The following is a 17,802-nucleotide window of genomic DNA, read 5'->3' on the forward strand; positions in this document are numbered from 1 at the left end:
CCCATAGGCTGAAGTTCCGTGGAGAACTCGAAGATCACCAAGCATATTTTTGTGACCGGCGGAGTGGTGTCGTCGCTCGGCAAGGGGCTCACGGCCTCCAGCCTCGGCAACCTCCTGGTCGCACGTGGGCTCCGCGTGACGATGCAGAAGCTGGATCCCTACCTCAACGTCGACCCGGGGACCATGAACCCGTTCCAGCACGGCGAGGTGTTCGTCACTGAAGACGGCGCCGAGACGGACCTGGACATCGGCCACTACGAGCGGTTCCTGGACGTCAACCTCACCGGCGATGCCAACGTGACCACCGGCAAGGTCTACTCGACCGTCATCGCGAAGGAGCGGCGCGGCGACTACCTGGGCGACACCGTGCAGGTCATCCCGCACATCACCGGCGAGATCCGCGACCGCATGATGGCCATGGAGGCCGAGGGCGTCGACGTCGTGATCCACGAAATCGGTGGCACCGTCGGCGACATCGAATCGCTGCCCTTCCTGGAGGCCGCCCGGCAGGTCCGTCACGAGATCGGCCGCGGCAACGTGTTCTTCCTGCACGTCTCCCTGGTTCCCTACATCAAGCCCTCGGGGGAGATGAAGACAAAGCCCACCCAGCACTCGGTCGCAGCGCTCCGCCAGGTGGGCATCCAGCCCGACGCCATCGTGTGCCGCTCGGAGCTGGAGATCTCGCAGCCGCTCAAGCGGAAGATCGCCCTCATGTGCGACGTCGACGAGGAGGCGGTGGTCAGCTGCCCTGATGCGCCCAGCATCTATGCCATCCCCAGGGTCATCCACGACGAGGGCCTCGACGCGTATGTGGTCCGCCGCCTTAACCTCAGCTTCCGGGATGTGAAATGGAAGCCGTGGAACAACCTTCTCGAGCGCGTCGAGCATCCCCGGCACGCGCTCACGGTGGCCCTCGTCGGGAAGTACATCGACCTGCCGGACGCGTACCTGTCGGTGTCCGAGGCGCTGCGGGCCGCCGGATTCGCCCACTGGGCCAGCGTGAAGATCCGGTGGGTCGCCTCCGATGAATGCGACTCCCCCGAGGGGGCGGCGAGCCGGCTCTCCGATGTCGACGCCATCTGCGTGCCGGGCGGATTCGGCATCCGCGGCGTGGAGGGGAAGCTGGGTGCGCTCACCTACGCCCGTGAGCACCGCATCCCCACCCTCGGCCTGTGTCTCGGGCTCCAGTGCATGGTGATCGAGGCCGCCCGTAGCCTCGCCGGCATCGGTGACGCGGCCTCCAGCGAGTTCGACCCCCACACCCACCACCCCGTGATCGCCACGATGGCCGAGCAGGTCAGCATCGTCGACGGCGGGGGAGACCTCGGCGGCACCATGCGGCTCGGCTCCTATCCGGCCGTCCTCGTCGAGGGCAGCGTGGTGGCGTCGGCGTACGGCGCGCTGCGGGTGACGGAGCGGCACCGTCACCGCTACGAGGTCAACAACGCCTACCGCGGTCAGCTGGAGGAGGCGGGGCTCGTCATCTCCGGCACCTCCCCGGACGGGCGGCTCGTCGAGTTCGTCGAGCTCCCGAAGGCGGTCCATCCCTACTACGTGGGCACGCAGGCCCACCCCGAACTGAAATCCAGGCCCACCCGGCCACACCCCCTCTTCGTCGGGCTCATCGAGGCCGCCCTCGCCCGACGGGAGTCCAGCGCCGATGCGAACTGACGAGCCGATGAGCTGGCCGGTCCGGTCCCGCACCGTCCTGGGCGAGGGGCGGGTGTCCGCGTTCGTCGACGAACAGGTGACCACGCCGTCGGGCGAGGTGATGGACAGGCAGTACCTCACCCACCCCGGGGCGGTGGCCGTGGTGGCATGGAGGCAGGACAGCGACGACATCGCGGTCCTGCGCCAGTACCGGCACCCGGTACGGATGGAGCTGGTGGAGATCCCCGCCGGGCTCCTCGACCTCGACGGGGAGGAGTGGGTGGTTGCGGCCCAGCGCGAGCTCGCCGAGGAGGCGGAGCTTCAGGCGTCGCGATGGGACGTCCTGGTGGACATGTGCACCACGCCGGGCGCCTGTGAGGAGTCGCTGAGGATCTTCCTCGCCCGCGACCTTGCCCCGGCGGAGCGCCCCGTCGGCTTCGTCCTGGAGGGCGAGGAGGCGCACATGACATGGGAGTGGGTGCCGCGCGCCGAGCTGGTCGCCGCGGTGATGGGGGGCCGCTGTCAGAGCCCCACGCTGGTCGCCGGCGTCTTGGCCCTCGAGGTGGCGCGCCTGACCGGATCGGTGGACCGGCTGCGGGCCCCCAGCGCCCCGTGGCCGATCCGGGAGTGAGCAGCGTCACCGACGCGGTGGCCGATTACCTCAACCACGCGCGGGTGGAGCGGGGACTGGCGGCCAACACGATCGCCGCCTATCGCCGCGACCTGACCGGCTACGCCGCCTTCCTGGCGGGGCGTGGCATCGAGGCCATCGGCGAGGTCACCCCCGTCGAGGTGAGCGCCTATGTCCGGGAGCTCAGCGCCGTGCAGGCCAGGTCGTCCGTGGCGAGGCATGTGGCCAGCATCCGCACCCTGCACCAGTTCGCGGCTGACGAGGGGATGGCGGAGACGAACCCCGCCGCCGATATCTCCCCGCCCAAGCTCGAGCAGCGCCTCCCCAAGGCACTCAGCGTCGACGAGGTGACGCGGATCCTCGACGCACCGGACCGGTCGGAGGTGGTCGGACTCCGGGACGCGGCGCTTCTGGAGCTCCTCTACGGCACGGGCGCCCGCGTCTCCGAAGTATGCGGAATGGACGTCGACGAGGCGACGGCCGCCCTCGCTGCCCCGGACGCCGGGCTGCGGCTGCGCGGCAAGGGCAGCAAGGAGCGGGCCGTCCCCCTCGGGTCCTACGCGGCTCAGGCACTTGACGCGTACCTGGTGAGGTCACGGCCGGTCCTCGCGGGTGCGGCGTCACGACACGACCCTGCGCTGCTGCTGAACCAGCAGGGGAAGCGGCTCAGCCGCCAATCGGCCTGGGCCGTCCTTCAGCGCGCGGCCGCGGCGGCCGGGATCGCAGTGGATGTCTCGCCGCACTCCCTCAGGCACTCCTTCGCCACCCACCTGCTCGACGGCGGGGCGGACCTGCGCGTGGTGCAGGAGTTGTTGGGCCACGCCTCGGTGGCGACGACCCAGATCTACACCCTGGTCACCATCGAGCACCTCCGCGAGGTACATGCCGCAGCGCATCCGCGGGCCCGCTGACGGTGCGACCCACGTCAGGGATGCAGGGCACGGCATACTAGGCTGAATCGGACACTGAGACGAGGAGGCCGACAGGTGGCTGAAGACGGGCTGTTCGAGGCGCCCACATTCAACGTCCCGGACGCGCCCGGGCCTTCAACGCTGGTGGATTCGGGGACCATGGGACCCACCGGGCGCCCCCTTCCCGTGTTTCCTGAGCCACTGCCGGTGGCGCCGGGACGCAAGCACGCCACCATCGTGTCGATGTGCAACCAGAAGGGCGGCGTGGGGAAGACCACCACCACCATCAACCTGGGCGCGGCGCTGGCGGAGCTCGGCCGCTCGGTGCTCCTGGTGGACTTCGATCCGCAGGGGTCGCTGTCGGTCGGGCTCGGCGTGAACCCCCACACCCTCAATCTGTCGATCTACAACCTGCTGCTCACCCGGGGCATCGACGCGATGGACGTGATCACCCAGACCAGCGTCGAGGGCCTCGATGTGCTCCCCAGCAACATCGACCTGTCTGCGGCCGAGGTGCAGCTCGTCAGCGAGGTGGCCCGCGAGCAGACCCTGCTGCGCGTGCTGTCCAAATTGCGCCCCCACTACGACTTCATCCTGATCGACTGCGCGCCCAGCCTGGGGCTGCTCACCATCAACGCGCTCACGGCCAGCGACTACGTGATCATGCCGCTGGAGTGTGAGTTCTTCGCGCTGCGCGGCATCGCCCTGCTCACCGACACCATCTCCAAGGTGCAGGATCGGCTGAACCCAGACCTCCAGCTGCTCGGCATCCTCGGCACGATGTACGACGCCCGCACGCTGCATGGTCGCGAGGTGCTGGAGCGCGTGGTGCAGGCGTTCGGCGACGAGGTGTTCCACACGGTCATCCGCCGCACCATCAAGTTCCCCGAGACCACCGTCGCGGGAGAGCCCATCACCACCTATGCGACGGCCTCGCCGGGAGCGGAAGCCTACCGCCAACTCGCCCGGGAGGTGCTGCTGCGATGCCAGGACCAGTGAAGCGACGCGCCTCACTGCCCGGAGCATCCGAGCTGTTCCGACCCACCCGCGAGCCAGTGCAGGCGGAGACGCAGCAGAACGCCGCTGCCGAGCCTGAGGCCCGGGACGACGGCGAGGCCACGCCCCGTGCCACTGGACGGGTCCGGCACTCGCAGAAGATCACGGTTTACTTCAGCGATGATGAACTCATCGCCCTGGAGGATGCCAACGGGCAGCTACGCCGCGAGCACGGTATCCGGGTGGACCGGGGGCGGATCGTCAGGCTGGCGGTCTCGCGGGCCATCGCGGACCTGACTGCCAACGGCGGCGACAGCTTCCTGGTGAGCGAGCTCACACAGCAGTGAGCCGCGCCACTGCGATGGAGCGCCACGATGGGGTGGACGGCTTCGAGGTGCACCTGAGGAACTTCGAAGGGCCCTTCGACCTGCTCCTGCACCTGATCTCGCGCCGTGAGCTGGACGTCACCGAGGTGGCGCTGTCACAGGTGACCGACGAGTTCATCTCCCACGTGAAGCTGGGGGGCGCAGTGTGGGACCTGGAGAAGACCAGCGCATTCCTCGTCGTGGCCTCGACGCTGTTGGACCTCAAGGCGGCTCGGCTCCTGCCCGGCGGCGAGGTGACCGACCCGGAGGACTACGCGGCGCTCGAGGCCCGGGACCTCCTGTTCGCCCGGCTCCTGCAGTATCGGGCGTTCAAACAGATCGCGACGTGGCTGGCCGAAACCATGACGGCCGCCGACTCCATCCACTGGCGCCCGGGAGGCCTCGAAGACAAGTTCCGCGGCGTGATGCCCGAGGTTGAGCTGGGCCTCAGCCCCGCCGACGTGGCACGGCTGGCCGCGGCGGCCATGGCGCCCAGGCCAGAGCCCGTGGTGGAGCTGGCCCACCTCCACGGCTCCACGGTGAGCCTGGCCGAGCAGGCCAACCTCCTCGCCGACCGGCTCCGCCGCGACGGTTCCGCCTCGTTCCGGGCGCTCGTCGGCGGCTGCGACCGACTCACCGTCGTGGTCCGCTTCCTGGCGATCCTCGAGCTGTTCCGGGCCCAGCAGGTGTCCCTGGACCAGATGTCGCCGCTGGGCGAACTGACCGTCCGGTGGACAGCCGGCGATCAGGCCGCCGTCGAGGTCACCGACGACTACGGTCCACAACCCGAACTGGAGGACGCATGAGTATCGCAGCCGCGCTGGAGGCCATGCTGCTGATGGCCACCGAACCGGTGCCGGCCGACGAGTTGGCAGCCGCGCTGGAGGCGCCGTCGGCGGAGGTGCAGGGCGAGTTGGAGGCCATCGCGCGGTTCTACGAGCTGCACGGTCGCGGGATCCAGCTGCGTGCCGTCGCCGGGGGCTGGCGGTTCGCCACCAGGGAGGACCTCTCCGATGTGCTGGAGGCATGGCTGGTCTCGGATCAGCGGGCGCGCCTCACGCAGGCCGCGCTGGAGACGCTGTCGGTCATCGCCTATCTGCAGCCCGTCTCCAGGGGTCGGATCTCGGCTGTGCGGGGCGTCAACGTCGACGGCGTCGTGAAGACGCTGCTCGTGCGCGGCCTCATCCGCGAGTCGGGCGAGGACCACCTGACCGGAGCCATGACCTTCGCTACCACGCCGCTGTTCCTGCAGAAGTTGGGGCTCAACTCGCTGAAAGAACTGCCCGACTTGGCGCCGCTGCTGCCGGACGCCGTAGCCTTGGAGGCTGAGCTTGGTCAGCTGGCCGCCGTTGAGGCCGCCGGGGCCGGGCCTGAGAGCGAGGGCAGCGATGGCTGAGGAGACCGAGGGCACGCGGTTGCAGAAGGTGCTGGCGGCGGCGGGAATCGCGTCGCGCCGCGCCAGTGAGATTCTCATCGACGAGGGCCGCGTCGAAGTCAACGGCAAGGTGGTCACCGAACAGGGCCGTCGGGTCAACCCGGAAACAGACCAGATCCGCGTCGACGGCTCCCGGATCCCCCCGCCCCGCAGGCACCTCTACCTCGTCCTGAACAAGCCCAGAGGCGTGGTCTCCACGCTGGAGGACCCCGAAGGTCGCCCCACGCTGAGCGACTACCTGCCGGCCACCAAGGAACGGCTGTTCCACGTGGGCCGCCTCGACACCGACACCGAAGGGCTGATCGTCCTCACCAACGACGGCGACTTCGCGCACCGCCTGGCCCACCCGAGCTACCAGGTCCCCAAGACCTACACGGTGCAGGCCGCGGGCGTGATGGACAACAGGATCATCCGGCGCCTCGAGAAGGGCGTCACCCTCGAGGACGGCCCGGTCCGCCCGGACAAGGTCAAACTCATCTCCCGTGGCCAGGACCGCACCCTCCTGGCCATCACGTTGCACGAGGGCCGCAACCGCATCGTCCGCCGCATGATGGACACCGTCGGCCACCCGGTCGACAGGCTCTCACGCACCGAGATCGGCCCGATTAGGCTCGGCAACCTGCGCCCGGGGGAGACCCGCGACGTCACCCGCGAGGAGCTGGGGGCGCTGCTCGACCTGGTGGGGATGTGAACAGGTTTGGGGCGCTGGGTTAACATTCCGGCGTGACATTCTCCGCCCGCACGCTGCGCCGCGCCGTCCTGGCCACGGCCACGGCGTCCCTGATCGCCCTCACCGCCTGCACCAGCCCGGAGGGCACAGACTCGCCCTCGGCTTCGCCGTCGGTGGCTTCCGCAAGCGCTTCTCCGAGCGCAAGCGCCAGCCCGGCCGTGTCGGTGAGCCCGTCGGCTGATCTCAGCCTGATCGAGGTCAGCGACGGGGACGTCCCGGAGATCACCGTGCCGGCCCCGTGGGGCATCTCCTCCACCCAGTCGCAGGTACTGCGGGAGGGCGGCGCGCAGAAGCTGTCCGCCAGCTCGGTGGTCACGCTGAACTATGTGGGCGTCAACGGCACCACGGGTGAGGTCTTCGACAGCTCCTACGAGCGCGGCGAGGCCGCCACCTTCTCCCTCGAGGGGGTCGTGGCGGGCTTCCAGAAGGGACTCGAGGGACAGGCGGTGGGTTCGCGAGTGCTCATCGCGATGCCCAGCGAGGACGGCTACCCCGACGGCACCCAGGACGGCAGCATCTCCGCCGGTGATTCGATCGTCTTCGTCGTGGACATCCTCTCGGCCAACTTCGACGACGCCACCGGCGAGGCTGTCACCCCGGCCGCTGGTCTGCCCACCGTCACCATGACCGACGGCAAGCCGGAGCTGACAGTGGTGGACGGGGTCGCGGCCCCGGCTGAGCTGACCGTCGCGCCCCTGATCAAGGGTCCCGGGGCGGCCATTACCGAGGCCTCCACCATCCAGGTGCGCTACCGCGCCTGGACCTACGCGGACGGACAGCTCTGGCAGGATGCCTGGCAGCCACAGGAGGGCCCCCTGGCCAATCTGATCCCCGGCTGGACCGAGGGCCTGCTGGGTCAGACCGGCGGCTCCCGCGTCATGCTGGTGGTGCCCCCGGCCATGGCCTACCCGGACGGACTGCCGCAGGCGACGCCCACACTCGCACCCGCTCAGACGCTGGTCTACGTGATCGACATCCTCAACGTGCAGGGCTGAGCGGGCGGAGCATCCCGCCTCCCCACACAGCGGACGAGAAGAAGCGCTGGTCGCCTGGCATGGCGGCCAGCGCTTCCTGCGCCGTGCGGCAGCCGTCCAGCCCCAGCGATGTGCACAGAAGGGCCATCACGTCGGCCGGGGTGTGGTCTCCCAGGTCTGCCAACGACACCGCACCGTCGCGTTTGGCGAGACGGCGGCCCTGCTCGTTGGTCACCAACCCCACGTGCGCGTACCGTGCGGGGCGCGCACCCAGGCGTTCGGTGAGCCAGGCCTGACGTGGCGCGGACGCCAGCAGGTCCTCGCCGCGGGTGATGTGCGTGACGGCAGAGCCGATGTCGTCGACCACCGAGGCGAGGTTGTACGCGAACTGCCCGTCGTTGCGGACCAGGACGAAGTCGTCGACCAGGCCGGTGACAGATCCGGCCGTGGCGTCCTCGACGGTGTAGCTCTCCCCGCGCGAGTCCACCCGGATGGCAGGCGGGCGGGCTCTCCTGCGCTCGGCCCGCTCAGCGGCGGTGAGCCCCCTGCAGGTGCCGGGATATGGTCGATGGGCCCCGTGCGGCGCCGAGGACGCCTCCGCGATCTCGCGGCGAGTGCAGTAGCACTCGTAGGTGGGCAGCGACGCCACCGCGTCCCGGTACAGGTCCAGGCGCTCCGACTGGCGGAGCACCTCTCCGTCCCAGGTGAGCCCCAGGACACGGAGGTCGGCAAGCTGCCGGGCCTCCACGCCGTCGGCGGCCCGCACCCGCTGTGCGTCGAGGTCCTCGATCCGCATCAGCCATGACCCGCCCGCGTGACGGGCCAGCAGCCATCCAGCCAGAGCTGTGCGCAGGTTGCCGACGTGCAGGTCCGAGGTGGGGCTGGGCGCGTAGCGGTCGACGTGGGGCACGTCGTCCATGCTGCCACCCCTAGGCGGGTTGACGCCTCCGAGACCCCGGTGCAGATAGCCTGGGTGGCGGAGGTGTCATGTCGGCGAGGAAATCCGAGCGGTTGCTGAACCTGCTCATCGCGCTGCTCAGCACCCGCCGTTACCTGACCAAACGCGAGTTGCGTCACATGGTGGAGGGCTACCGCGGCGGGACGGTGGTGGGCTTCGAGCGCCAGTTCGAACGCGACAAGGAGGACCTGCGCGGATTGGGCGTGCCCATCGAGACGGGCTCGAACAACCCCGACTCCGACGAGGAGAGCGGCTACCGGATCATCCGCAGCGAGTTCGAGCTCCCCCCGCTGACGTTCACCCCGGAGGAACTGGCGTCCCTGGGGGTGGCGGGGCAGGTCTGGCAGGACTCCGTCGCCGCGGAGCACACCGCGCAGGCGTTCGAGACCCTCCAGGCCGGCGGGGCGGCCCCGGACCCGGCTCTGGTCCCCACTGTGGCGCCGCGCGTGGCGGTCCGCGACCCCAACTTCGACGAGGTCTACGAGGCGGTCCTCACCCGTACCGAGGTGAGCTTCGGGTACGGCGGGGCGCCGCGGCGGCTCCAACCCTGGAAGCTGATCCAGCGGCGCGGACAGTGGTACGTCTTCGGCTTGGACCCGGATCGGCAGGCTGACCGCTTCTTCAAGCTGGGCCGGATGACGGCCCCGGCCGGCCGCACGGGGAAACCCGGCTCCTTCGTCGTGCCCGACGACGTCGACGACAGGGCGGCCCGCCTCGAACCCACCTTTGAGGTGACCGCGGTGATCGGCCTCCGGAATGACGCCGCGCACGCCTGGCAGGCGATCGAGCCGGTCGAGTGGCCTGCCGAACTGCCGCCGGGTTTCAGCGCCCACCGGATTCGACTGAGCAGTGAGAGCGCCATCGTCGACGAGGTGGCGGCCTCCGGGACAGATGCGATCGTGCTCGCGCCCCCGGACCTGCGCCGCCAGGTCATCGAGCGGCTGAGGAGGATGGCGTCGTGAGGGCCGAGGAGCAGGTTGCGCGGATGCTGCGGATGGTGCCCTACCTGTCCGCCCACCAGGGCGTGGCCGTGGCGGAGGTGGCACGGGTCTTCGGCACGACACCCGCCCAGGTGGTCAGGGACCTGGAGGTGTTGCAGTTCTGCGGGCTGCCGGGGGGCTACTACGACGACCTGTTCGACGTCGACATCGAGGCCGCCCGGGAGGAGGGGCACGTCTACTTCCGCAACGCCGAGGTCCTCCGTCGACCACTGCGCCTCCGGCCCGTCGAGGCAGCGGGCCTGCTTGCCGCGCTGCGCCTCGTGGTGGAGGTGGCGGGGGAATCGGACGCCGCCCGTTCCGCCCTGGCCAAGCTCGAGGCCGCAGTCGGAAGGGAGGGGCAGCGGGTCCAGGTGGCCGTGGCCGCGACCGACCCGGGCCGGCGCTCCGAGTTGGCCGCCGCCATCGCGGCGCGCCGCGCGGTGCGCCTGACCTACCGCACCCCGGGGCGCACCGGGCCATCGGAGGCCGTCGTCGAACCGGCCCGGCTCCACTTCGTCGCAGGCTTCACCTACCTCGACGCGTGGAGCAGGCCCCGCGAAGCCTGGAGGTCCTTCCGGCTGGACCGCATCGAGGGTGTGGACGTGCTCGACGACAAGGCGGACGATCGAGGCGAGCCCCCGTCGGCCTGGTTCGACGACGTGGCGAGGCGGCTGACGATCACGGTGGCCCCGAGCGCCCGCTGGATCACCGAGTACTTTCCGACCACGTCGGTCCAGGAATCGGCGGACGGGATCGAGGTCACCTTCCCCGTGGCATCGACCCAGTGGGCGGTGTCGCTGCTCCTGCGCCTCGGCGACCAGGTCCGATCCGTCTCGGACGACGCGATGAGCGCGGCGGCGAGGGCCGCGGCCGTTGAGGCCCTTGCCCTCTACCCCGACGCGGTCGGGTAGCATCGGCCCGGTGATCTGGGTAGCGGTAGTGGGCGGCATCGCCGTGCTGGGGTTCGTCGCCGTCGCGGTGTACGCCGTGATGCTGAGGCACAAGATGGACGACGTGATGGCCGAGGTCGCAGTCGTCAGGAAGCGCGCCGAGGAGATCGGCGTCCTCATCGGACAGCTCGATCTGCCCTCGAGATCACTGAAGTAGACTGAACACCATCACTCGCAGTGGCGCGCCGCTGCAGACAGGAGAATCATTCATGCCCGGAGGGATGGAATGGCTCATCATTCTGGCCGTTGCCCTGCTGCTGTTCGGAGGCTCGCGTCTGGCGGGCCTGGGCAAGGGAGTCGGCCGTTCGATCCGCGAGTTCAAGGAAGAGGTCAAGAGCGTCGAGGAGCCCAAGACCTCCACGGATGAGGTCGTCGACGCCGAGATCGTTCAGCCCGAGATCGATCGCAAGCCCCCCGCCGAGAGCTGATCGTGTCCGCCGCACCCACTGAGCCGGCGACGAAGCCGCGTCGGCTCGCCTGGCTGCGGCCCCCGGACGGCGGCCCCGGCGGCACGATGTCGCTGACGGACCATCTGCGGGAGCTGCGCTACCGCGTGACCGTCTCCGCGCTGGCCATCACCATTGCCGCCCTCTCCTGCATCCTGTTCTACACCGAACTGATCGCCATCATCATGGCCCCGTACTACTCGGCGGTCGACGAGCTCAAGCGCCTGCGGCCGGACGCGCAGACGATGATCGTCAACGACGGCGTGGTGTCACCGTTCACGCTCGCGGTCATCGCCTGTGTCGCAGGTGGAATCGTGCTGTCCAGCCCCGTGTGGCTTTATCAGGTGTGGAGCTTCGTCGCACCTGGACTGGTATCCAAGGAGAAGAAGTACGCGCTCGGCTTCGTCGGTGCGGCCCTGCCACTGTTCCTCAGCGGCGCGGCTCTGGGCTACTTCGTGTGGCCCAAGGGCATCACGGTGCTCCTCAGCTTCACGCCCCAGGACATGGACATCGTCAACCTGCTCGAGATGAGCAGCTTCCTTGCCATGGAGCTCAAGGTCATCCTGGTCTTCGGCCTGTCCTTCCTGCTCCCCGTCATCCTGGTGGGGCTCAACATGGCCGGCGTCGTGCGCGGCTACCAGCTGCGGCAGGCCAGGAAGTTCGTGATGTTCGGCAGCGTGGTCTTCGCCGCCATCGCGACCCCGTCAACAGACCCGTTCTCCATGCTTGCGCTGGCGGTGCCGCTGTCGGTGATGTTCCTGATCGCCGAGATGATCTGCCGGGTGTGGGACCGCAGGCGGGGCATCTCCGAGGAGACGGCCGGCGAGTTCGCAGTGGACCTGGACGACGGGAAGTGAGCCGCGAGCTCGCCAAGCGACGGCTGGTCACCGTCGTCTGCAACCAACAATCCGGCGGCGGACGCGCCGGACGGGCCCTCCCCAAGGTGGTCCGTCGCCTCCAGGAGGGCGTCACCGACGCAGAGCTGCACGTCGTCACGTCGACGTCCTATGAGCAGGCCCGGGACCTCACCAGGTCTGCCGCGCTGATCGCGCGCGAGGGTGACGTGGTGGCCGTCATGGGCGGAGACGGCATGGCCCATCTTGGTCTCAACGCCTGCGCAGACACCGACGCCACCCTGGCCGTCATCCCGGCCGGGACGGGCAACGACTTCGCCCGGGGCGCCGGTGTGCCCGGCTCGATCAAGGAATCAGTGGAGGCACTGGTGCGGGGAAAGGTGCGCGTGATGGACCTGTCCCTGCTCACCAACTCCAGCGGCTCCCGCTACGTGGGCGCCGTGGTCTCCAGCGGCTACGACGCGCGCGTCAACCGGGCCACCAACGACATCCGTCTCCGCCTGGGCCCCCTCAGCTATGGCTACATCGCGCTGCGTGAGCTGGTGCACTTCTCCCCGCTCACCTACCGGCTCGTGATCGACGGCGAGCCCCGCGAGGTCGAGGCCATGCTGGTGGCCGTGTGCAACACCGGCGTTTTCGGCGGCGGGATGCAGATCTCCCCGGACGCGGACGCGGCCGATGGGCTGCTGGACGTGACCATCATCCACAAGGCCTCACGCGGGAAGCTGCTGCGCCTGCTCCCGCTCACCTACAACGGCAGCTTCGTGAACTCACCTGTGGTGGAGCGCCTGAGGGCGCGCACCGTCGAGGTTGACGGGAACGACCTGTTCCTCATGGGCGACGGCGAGGAGATGGGCGACGTGCCCGCCAAGGTGGAATCGCATCCAGGGGTGCTGCGCCTCATCGTCGCCTGAACCGGGCCGGGAGGAAGCGCTGCTAGTGTCCTGCGTCAGGGGTTCGTTGATGAGTGCCGGTGTCCCAGCGGATGGGTCGCAAGGCCGACGAGCGAAGTAGCACTTGGTCGTTCGTCGAGCGAGGAGAACGCCGCGAGGCGCCGCTGGGGCGCCGGAAATCGCACGAACTCTTGACGCAGGACACTAGGTTTGATGGGTGAGCACTGACGCCCTGCCAGACGAGGTGCGCGAGTTCGCCGCCCTCTATCCGTTCGGCCTGGACGAGTACCAGATCGACGGCTGCCGCGAGCTTGGGCTCGGCCGCGGGGTGCTGGTCGCCGCTCCCACTGGCGCAGGTAAGACCGTGGTGGGGGAGTTCGCCGTCCACCTCGCGCTCACCAGGTCCCGCAAGTGCTTCTACACCACCCCCATCAAGGCGCTTTCCAACCAGAAGTACCACGACCTGGTTGACCGCTACGGCCCGGAACGGGTCGGGCTGCTCACTGGAGACATCTCGGTCAACTCCGAGGCGCAGATCGTGGTGATGACCACCGAGGTGCTGCGGAACATGATCTACGCGGGCTCGCCCACGCTCGGGAACCTCGGCTTCGTGGTGATGGACGAGGTCCACTACCTGGCGGACCGGTTCCGTGGGCCGGTGTGGGAGGAGGTGATCCTCGGTCTGGCGGACTCGGTGCAGATCGTGGCCCTCTCGGCCACCGTCAGCAACGTCGAAGACTTCGGCGAGTGGCTGCGCACCGTGCGGGGTGAGTTCTCCGTGGTGGTCTCCGAACGCCGCCCCGTGCCGCTCTTCCAGCACGTCCTGGTGGGACGTCGCCTCCTGGACCTGTTCGACGGGGTGGCCCCCACCGCCACGGAACTGCCCGCCGAGCGGATGGCCAGGGTCAACCGCGAGCTGCTGCAGGTGAGCAGGAACGAGGCATCCCGGGTGCGCGACGACTCGCGGCGCCCCCGCGGCCGGAGCGGGCGCGGCAAGACCGGACAGGGCCAGGGCTCCGGACAGTACGGCGGCGCCACCCATCCGCGTTTCGCGGGGCGTCCCACGAGCCGCGGCGAGGTGGCGATCGCCCTGGAGGGCGGCTCCCTGCTGCCCGCCATCTACTTCATCTTCTCCCGGGTGGGCTGCGACGCCGCGGTGCGGCAGGTCCACGACGCCGGGATCAGGCTCACCAGCCGCGGGGAGGCCGCCCTTCTCGGGAGCATCGCGGACCGTCACGTGGCGGGGCTCAGCGCCCAGGACCTGGAGGCCTTGGAGTTCGAGGCCTTCAGGGACGCGCTGCAGGCGGGTGTCGCGGCGCACCACGCGGGGCAGCTGCCCGCCTTCAAGGCGATCGTCGAGGAGGCCTTCGCGACGGGGGCACTCAAGATCGTCTTCGCGACGGAGACGCTTGCGCTGGGCATCAACATGCCCGCCCGCACCGTCGTGCTGGAGAAGCTGGTCAAGTACAACGGCGAGAGCCACGCGGATATCACCCCGGGGGAGTACACGCAGCTGACCGGCCGCGCGGGGCGTCGTGGCATCGACGTCGAGGGGCATGCGGTGGTCCTGTGGCAGGCGGGCATGGACCCCCGCGCCGTGGCCGGCCTGGCCTCGCGGCGCACCTATCCGCTGCGCTCCAGCTTCGCCCCCACCTACAACATGGCCGTCAACCTGATGGCCACGCTGGGGCGCGAGCGTGCCCGGGACCTGCTCAACCAGTCGTTCGCGCAGTTCCAGACCGACAAGTCCGTGGTGACCGCGGCACGCGTCGGGAGGCGGCGCCAGGCCGAGCTGCGAGACGCGCAGGACGCAGCCCAGTGTCACCTGGGCGACTTCATGACCTACGCGCGGCTGCGCGACCAGATCTCCAGGCTGGAGGCGGCCTCGTCGAAGGCTCGGAGAGCCGAGCACGACGAGGCGGTGGCCGACAGCATCACCACCCTGTTCGCAGGCGATCTGGTCCACGTGCCGCGGCAAGGATGGTCCGTGGTGCTGAAGGTGGGACAGAGGGCGCATCGGGGCGCGGACCCGTGGGTGCAGGTGATCAGCGCCGATCACACCGTCCTCAAGCTGGAGCCGCACGATCTCCCCGGCCCGCTGCTCCCCGTGGGCCGCGTCCGGGTGCCGCGCGACTTCTCCCTGCGGGAGCGCAAGGACAGGCGTTCGTTGCTGACCGCGATGGAAGCCAAGCTGGAGCAGCTCGACCCGAGCATCCCGGACACCGCCCTCCCGAGCGACGAGGCGGTGGCCCGGGAGGTCAGGCAGCTGAGGGGCGAGCTGAAGGCGCATCCGTGCCATCAGTGCCCGGAGCGGGAGGAGCACGCGGTGGAGGCGGCCCGGGTGCTGCGCCTTGAGCGCGAGGCCGAGCGCACGGATGCCGAGGTGACCGGCCGCGCGAACTCGCTGGGCACCCAGTTCGACAGGGTCACGGCGGTGCTCGAGGCGCTGGGTTACCTCGACGGCGATGAGCTGACCGACGCCGGCAGGATGCTGCGACGGATCTACAATGAGCTGGACCTGGTGGCCGCCGAGTGTGTCCGCCGCGACACCTTCGCCGGCCTCACCCCACCGCAGCTCGCGGCCGTGCTCTCGACGCTGCTGTACGAATCGCGCCCCACGCGCGACGCGGCGCCGCCCCGGATGCCCGACGCGGCGTCCGAAAGGGCCCAGTCCGAGCTGCGCGCCGTGTGGCTCGAGGTGGGACGGCTGGAGCGGGTCCACCACCGGGACCGCGGGCGGGAGCCGGACATCGGGTTCGCAGAGGCGGCCTGGAGGTGGGCCAGCGGGCAGGACCTGTCCAAGGTGCTCCGGCACACCGGCCTCTCAGCGGGAGACTTCGTCCGCTGGGTGCGCCAGGTGATCGACCTGGCCGGGCAGTTGGCCACCGCCACCGGGCCCGGCGATCTCCGGCGCACCTGCCGTGAGGCGGCCGACGCCATGCGCCGCGGCGTGGTGGCGGCGGACCTGACGGAGGATTAGGTTTGCCCCCATGGCCGTAGCTCTGCGCGTGATCCCCTGCCTCGACGTCCACGACGGTCGCGTGGTCAAGGGTGTGAACTTCCGTCAGTTGCGCGACGCGGGGGACCCCGTCGAGCTGGCCGCGCGCTACTCGGCCGAGGGAGCCGACGAGCTGACCTTCCTCGACATCTCGGCCTCCTCCGATGGCCGGGCCACCACCCGCGACATGGTGGCGCGCTGCGCGGAGACCGTGTTCATCCCCCTGACGGTCGGCGGCGGGGTGCGGGAGGTGGCGGATGTGGATCTCCTGCTGCGCAGCGGGGCGGACAAGGTGGGCATCAACACCGGCGCGCTGGCGCGGCCGGGGGTCATCGACGAGATCTCGCGCACCTTCGGCAACCAGGTCCTTGTCCTGTCCGTGGACGCCCGGCGCGAGGAAGGGATGCCCTCGGGATTCGGCGTCACCACCCACGGCGGGCGTCGCTCGGCGGGCGTCGACGCCCTGGCTTGGGCGAAAGAGGCCTGCGCGCGCGGCGTGGGGGAGGTGCTCCTCAACTCGATGGACGCCGACGGCACCACCGACGGCTTCGACCTCGAGATGATCCGGGCCGTGCGGGCCGTGGTGGACGTGCCGCTGATCGCCTCCGGCGGCGCCGGGACGATCGAGCACTTCGTGCGGGCGGCCGAGGCCGGCGCCGACGCCGTGCTGGCCGCCAGCGTGTTCCACTACCAACGACTCACCGTCGATCAGGTCAAGGCCGGCCTGCGCGAGGCAGGCTTCGAGGTCCGATAGATAGAGAAGGAGGAGAGCCATGGAGTGTCTGTTCTGCGCCATCGTCGCCGGTGACATCCCGGCCCGGATGATCTACGAGGACGACGTCGCTGTCGCGTTCCTGGACATCCAGCCCTGGCAGGAGGGCCATACCCTGGTGGTGCCCCGCCGCCACACCGCCGATGCCCTGGCCGATGACATGGTGCTCGCCGAGATCGGCCCCGCGGTGGCCCGCGTCGGCAGACTCCTCAAGGAGCGGCTCGGCGCCGACGCGTGCAACATCCTGTCCAACGCTGGGCCGGTCTCCGGCCAGGAGGTCCTCCACACGCACGTCCACGTGCTGCCTCGCTATGCGCACAATCCTGGCATCGCGGGCCTCCGGGGGCCGGTGACCTCAGACCTGGACGGGGTATGGGCCAGGGTGGGTGGGGCACCCTAACGGATCAACTTCCCCTGGCAATACCACCCCCCGGTTAGGGTCTAGACAGGCTGGTCTACATTGATGTGTATCAAGGGACGTGGACGCGTCCCGTAAAGAAAGAGAAAGGGACCTTCATGAAGGCCACCAAGATCGCCGGGATCCTCTCCATTGTCGCCGGAATCGTCATGATCGTCGCGGGCGCCCTCACCTGGGGCACCGTCAGCTCGCAGCTGGCCGCGGAGAACATCACCGTTCCGGGTGACTCCACATTCATGGGCGGCGCCTACGCAGGCAAGCCCGTCGCCGGCCCCCTCAGCGCCTTCGCGCAGGCCGACATCATCAACCACCACGCCCTCGACGGCGCCGGCGGCAAGACCTACGCCGAGCTCGGCGCGCTGGCCCGCGAGGCCAACGAAGCCGGCGACACCGCCGCCGCTGAGGAATACACCGCGCAGCGCACCACCGCCATGAACGCCTCGTTCCTGCGCGCGTCGCTGTTCACCTCTGTGGTGTCCTACGGCATCGCGGCGCTCGTCATCGGCCTCGGCCTCCTGTTCGCCATCATCGGCTGGGCCCTGACCACCATCAAGTACCCCTCCGTGAAGTCGGCCACCGTCACCGAGTGACACCGCCCACTGGGCTCAGGCGGCGGGCAGGACTCAGGTCCTGCCCGCCGTCTTACATTTCGGACCACGCGGCACCAATGCTTGACAGCCGGCCACGTCACCGGCAAGCATGTACCCATGCCCACTAGCTGGCTCGTAATTCCCTAAGCGCTTTCGGCTCATCAACGAACCGAAGCGCTCCCTCGTGTGCCCGATACGGGCAGCGGGGGTTTTTTCTTGGGATGACAACAGTGCGAGCGATCAACGAAGGG

At 69.6% G+C, this 17,802-nt stretch carries 20 protein-coding genes; 19 read left to right on the forward strand and 1 reads right to left on the reverse strand.

The features are described from left to right. Positions 1 to 18: 18 nt before the first annotated feature. The 9 genes from pyrG (at position 19) to ACZK39_RS02915 (ending at position 7,713) form a co-directional block, all read left to right on the forward strand. The gene (pyrG, locus tag ACZK39_RS02875) at positions 19 to 1,671 is read left to right on the forward strand and encodes a CTP synthase (RefSeq protein ID WP_370585786.1); all 1,653 of its coding nucleotides are present in this window, start codon (positions 19 to 21) and stop codon (positions 1,669 to 1,671) included. Next, entirely contained in the window at positions 1,661 to 2,281 is a 621-nt protein-coding gene (locus ACZK39_RS02880; RefSeq protein ID WP_255422340.1) for an NUDIX domain-containing protein, read from the forward strand. The genes pyrG and ACZK39_RS02880 overlap by 11 nt, the downstream gene beginning before the upstream one ends. After that, complete coding sequence (gene xerD / locus ACZK39_RS02885) at positions 2,278 to 3,192, forward strand: site-specific tyrosine recombinase XerD (RefSeq protein ID WP_463612450.1); 915 nt, start codon at positions 2,278 to 2,280, stop codon at positions 3,190 to 3,192. The genes ACZK39_RS02880 and xerD overlap by 4 nt, the downstream gene beginning before the upstream one ends. Before the next feature lie 75 nt (positions 3,193 to 3,267). Further along, on the forward strand, positions 3,268 to 4,191 hold the full coding sequence (locus ACZK39_RS02890) for a ParA family protein (protein WP_370585788.1): 924 nt from the start codon (positions 3,268 to 3,270) through the stop codon (positions 4,189 to 4,191). After that, positions 4,188 to 4,535 (forward strand): hypothetical protein, encoded by a 348-nt coding sequence (locus ACZK39_RS02895; protein WP_182784042.1) that lies wholly within the window; start codon positions 4,188 to 4,190, stop codon positions 4,533 to 4,535. Before ACZK39_RS02890 ends, ACZK39_RS02895 begins: the two co-directional genes overlap by 4 nt. Further along, positions 4,532 to 5,359 (forward strand): segregation and condensation protein A, encoded by an 828-nt coding sequence (locus ACZK39_RS02900; RefSeq protein ID WP_463612451.1) that lies wholly within the window; start codon positions 4,532 to 4,534, stop codon positions 5,357 to 5,359. The genes ACZK39_RS02895 and ACZK39_RS02900 overlap by 4 nt, the downstream gene beginning before the upstream one ends. After that, entirely contained in the window at positions 5,356 to 5,949 is a 594-nt protein-coding gene (gene scpB, locus ACZK39_RS02905) for an SMC-Scp complex subunit ScpB (RefSeq protein WP_182799484.1), read from the forward strand. The genes ACZK39_RS02900 and scpB overlap by 4 nt, the downstream gene beginning before the upstream one ends. Next, positions 5,942 to 6,679 (forward strand): pseudouridine synthase, encoded by a 738-nt coding sequence (locus ACZK39_RS02910; protein ID WP_463612452.1) that lies wholly within the window; start codon positions 5,942 to 5,944, stop codon positions 6,677 to 6,679. The genes scpB and ACZK39_RS02910 overlap by 8 nt, the downstream gene beginning before the upstream one ends. A gap of 32 nt (positions 6,680 to 6,711) precedes the next feature. Next, a complete protein-coding gene (locus ACZK39_RS02915; protein ID WP_182783920.1) occupies positions 6,712 to 7,713 on the forward strand; it encodes an FKBP-type peptidyl-prolyl cis-trans isomerase in 1,002 nt (333 codons plus the stop codon). Here the strand turns inward: ACZK39_RS02915 and gluQRS are convergent. After that, positions 7,697 to 8,611, reverse strand: coding sequence for a tRNA glutamyl-Q(34) synthetase GluQRS (gluQRS, locus tag ACZK39_RS02920; RefSeq protein WP_182799486.1), 915 nt, complete (start codon positions 8,609 to 8,611; stop codon positions 7,697 to 7,699). The genes ACZK39_RS02915 and gluQRS overlap by 17 nt on opposite strands. Before the next feature lie 68 nt (positions 8,612 to 8,679). Between gluQRS and ACZK39_RS02925 the strand changes: the two genes are divergently transcribed. The 10 genes from ACZK39_RS02925 (at position 8,680) to ACZK39_RS02970 (ending at position 17,551) form a co-directional block, all read left to right on the forward strand. Further along, positions 8,680 to 9,612, forward strand: coding sequence for a helix-turn-helix transcriptional regulator (locus ACZK39_RS02925; protein WP_182783925.1), 933 nt, complete (start codon positions 8,680 to 8,682; stop codon positions 9,610 to 9,612). After that, positions 9,609 to 10,541 (forward strand): WYL domain-containing transcriptional regulator, encoded by a 933-nt coding sequence (locus ACZK39_RS02930; protein WP_463612453.1) that lies wholly within the window; start codon positions 9,609 to 9,611, stop codon positions 10,539 to 10,541. Before ACZK39_RS02925 ends, ACZK39_RS02930 begins: the two co-directional genes overlap by 4 nt. 10 nt (positions 10,542 to 10,551) lie before the next feature. Next, complete coding sequence (locus tag ACZK39_RS02935; protein WP_182799488.1) at positions 10,552 to 10,737, forward strand: hypothetical protein; 186 nt, start codon at positions 10,552 to 10,554, stop codon at positions 10,735 to 10,737. Between the two features lie 52 nt (positions 10,738 to 10,789). Beyond that, positions 10,790 to 11,008 carry a twin-arginine translocase TatA/TatE family subunit gene (gene tatA / locus ACZK39_RS02940; protein ID WP_463612454.1) on the forward strand — a complete coding sequence of 73 codons (219 nt, stop codon included), beginning with the start codon at positions 10,790 to 10,792 and terminating at the stop codon, positions 11,006 to 11,008. A gap of 86 nt (positions 11,009 to 11,094) precedes the next feature. Beyond that, complete coding sequence (tatC, locus tag ACZK39_RS02945; protein WP_527252180.1) at positions 11,095 to 11,883, forward strand: twin-arginine translocase subunit TatC; 789 nt, start codon at positions 11,095 to 11,097, stop codon at positions 11,881 to 11,883. Next, on the forward strand, positions 11,880 to 12,794 hold the full coding sequence (locus ACZK39_RS02950; RefSeq protein WP_182799489.1) for a diacylglycerol/lipid kinase family protein: 915 nt from the start codon (positions 11,880 to 11,882) through the stop codon (positions 12,792 to 12,794). The genes tatC and ACZK39_RS02950 overlap by 4 nt, the downstream gene beginning before the upstream one ends. A gap of 211 nt (positions 12,795 to 13,005) precedes the next feature. After that, on the forward strand, positions 13,006 to 15,753 hold the full coding sequence (locus ACZK39_RS02955) for a DEAD/DEAH box helicase (protein WP_463612702.1): 2,748 nt from the start codon (positions 13,006 to 13,008) through the stop codon (positions 15,751 to 15,753). A 10-nt stretch (positions 15,754 to 15,763) separates the two neighbouring features. After that, entirely contained in the window at positions 15,764 to 16,525 is a 762-nt protein-coding gene (gene hisF / locus ACZK39_RS02960) for an imidazole glycerol phosphate synthase subunit HisF (RefSeq protein ID WP_182783934.1), read from the forward strand. Between the two features lie 19 nt (positions 16,526 to 16,544). Next, entirely contained in the window at positions 16,545 to 16,943 is a 399-nt protein-coding gene (locus ACZK39_RS02965; protein WP_182783936.1) for an HIT family protein, read from the forward strand. Between the two features lie 116 nt (positions 16,944 to 17,059). Further along, positions 17,060 to 17,551: an aromatic ring-opening dioxygenase LigA gene (locus ACZK39_RS02970; protein ID WP_463612456.1), complete on the forward strand. Its 492-nt coding sequence runs from the start codon at positions 17,060 to 17,062 to the stop codon at positions 17,549 to 17,551. Positions 17,552 to 17,802 lie beyond the last annotated feature (251 nt).

The organism is Tessaracoccus luoxuelianae, from assembly GCF_055326245.1.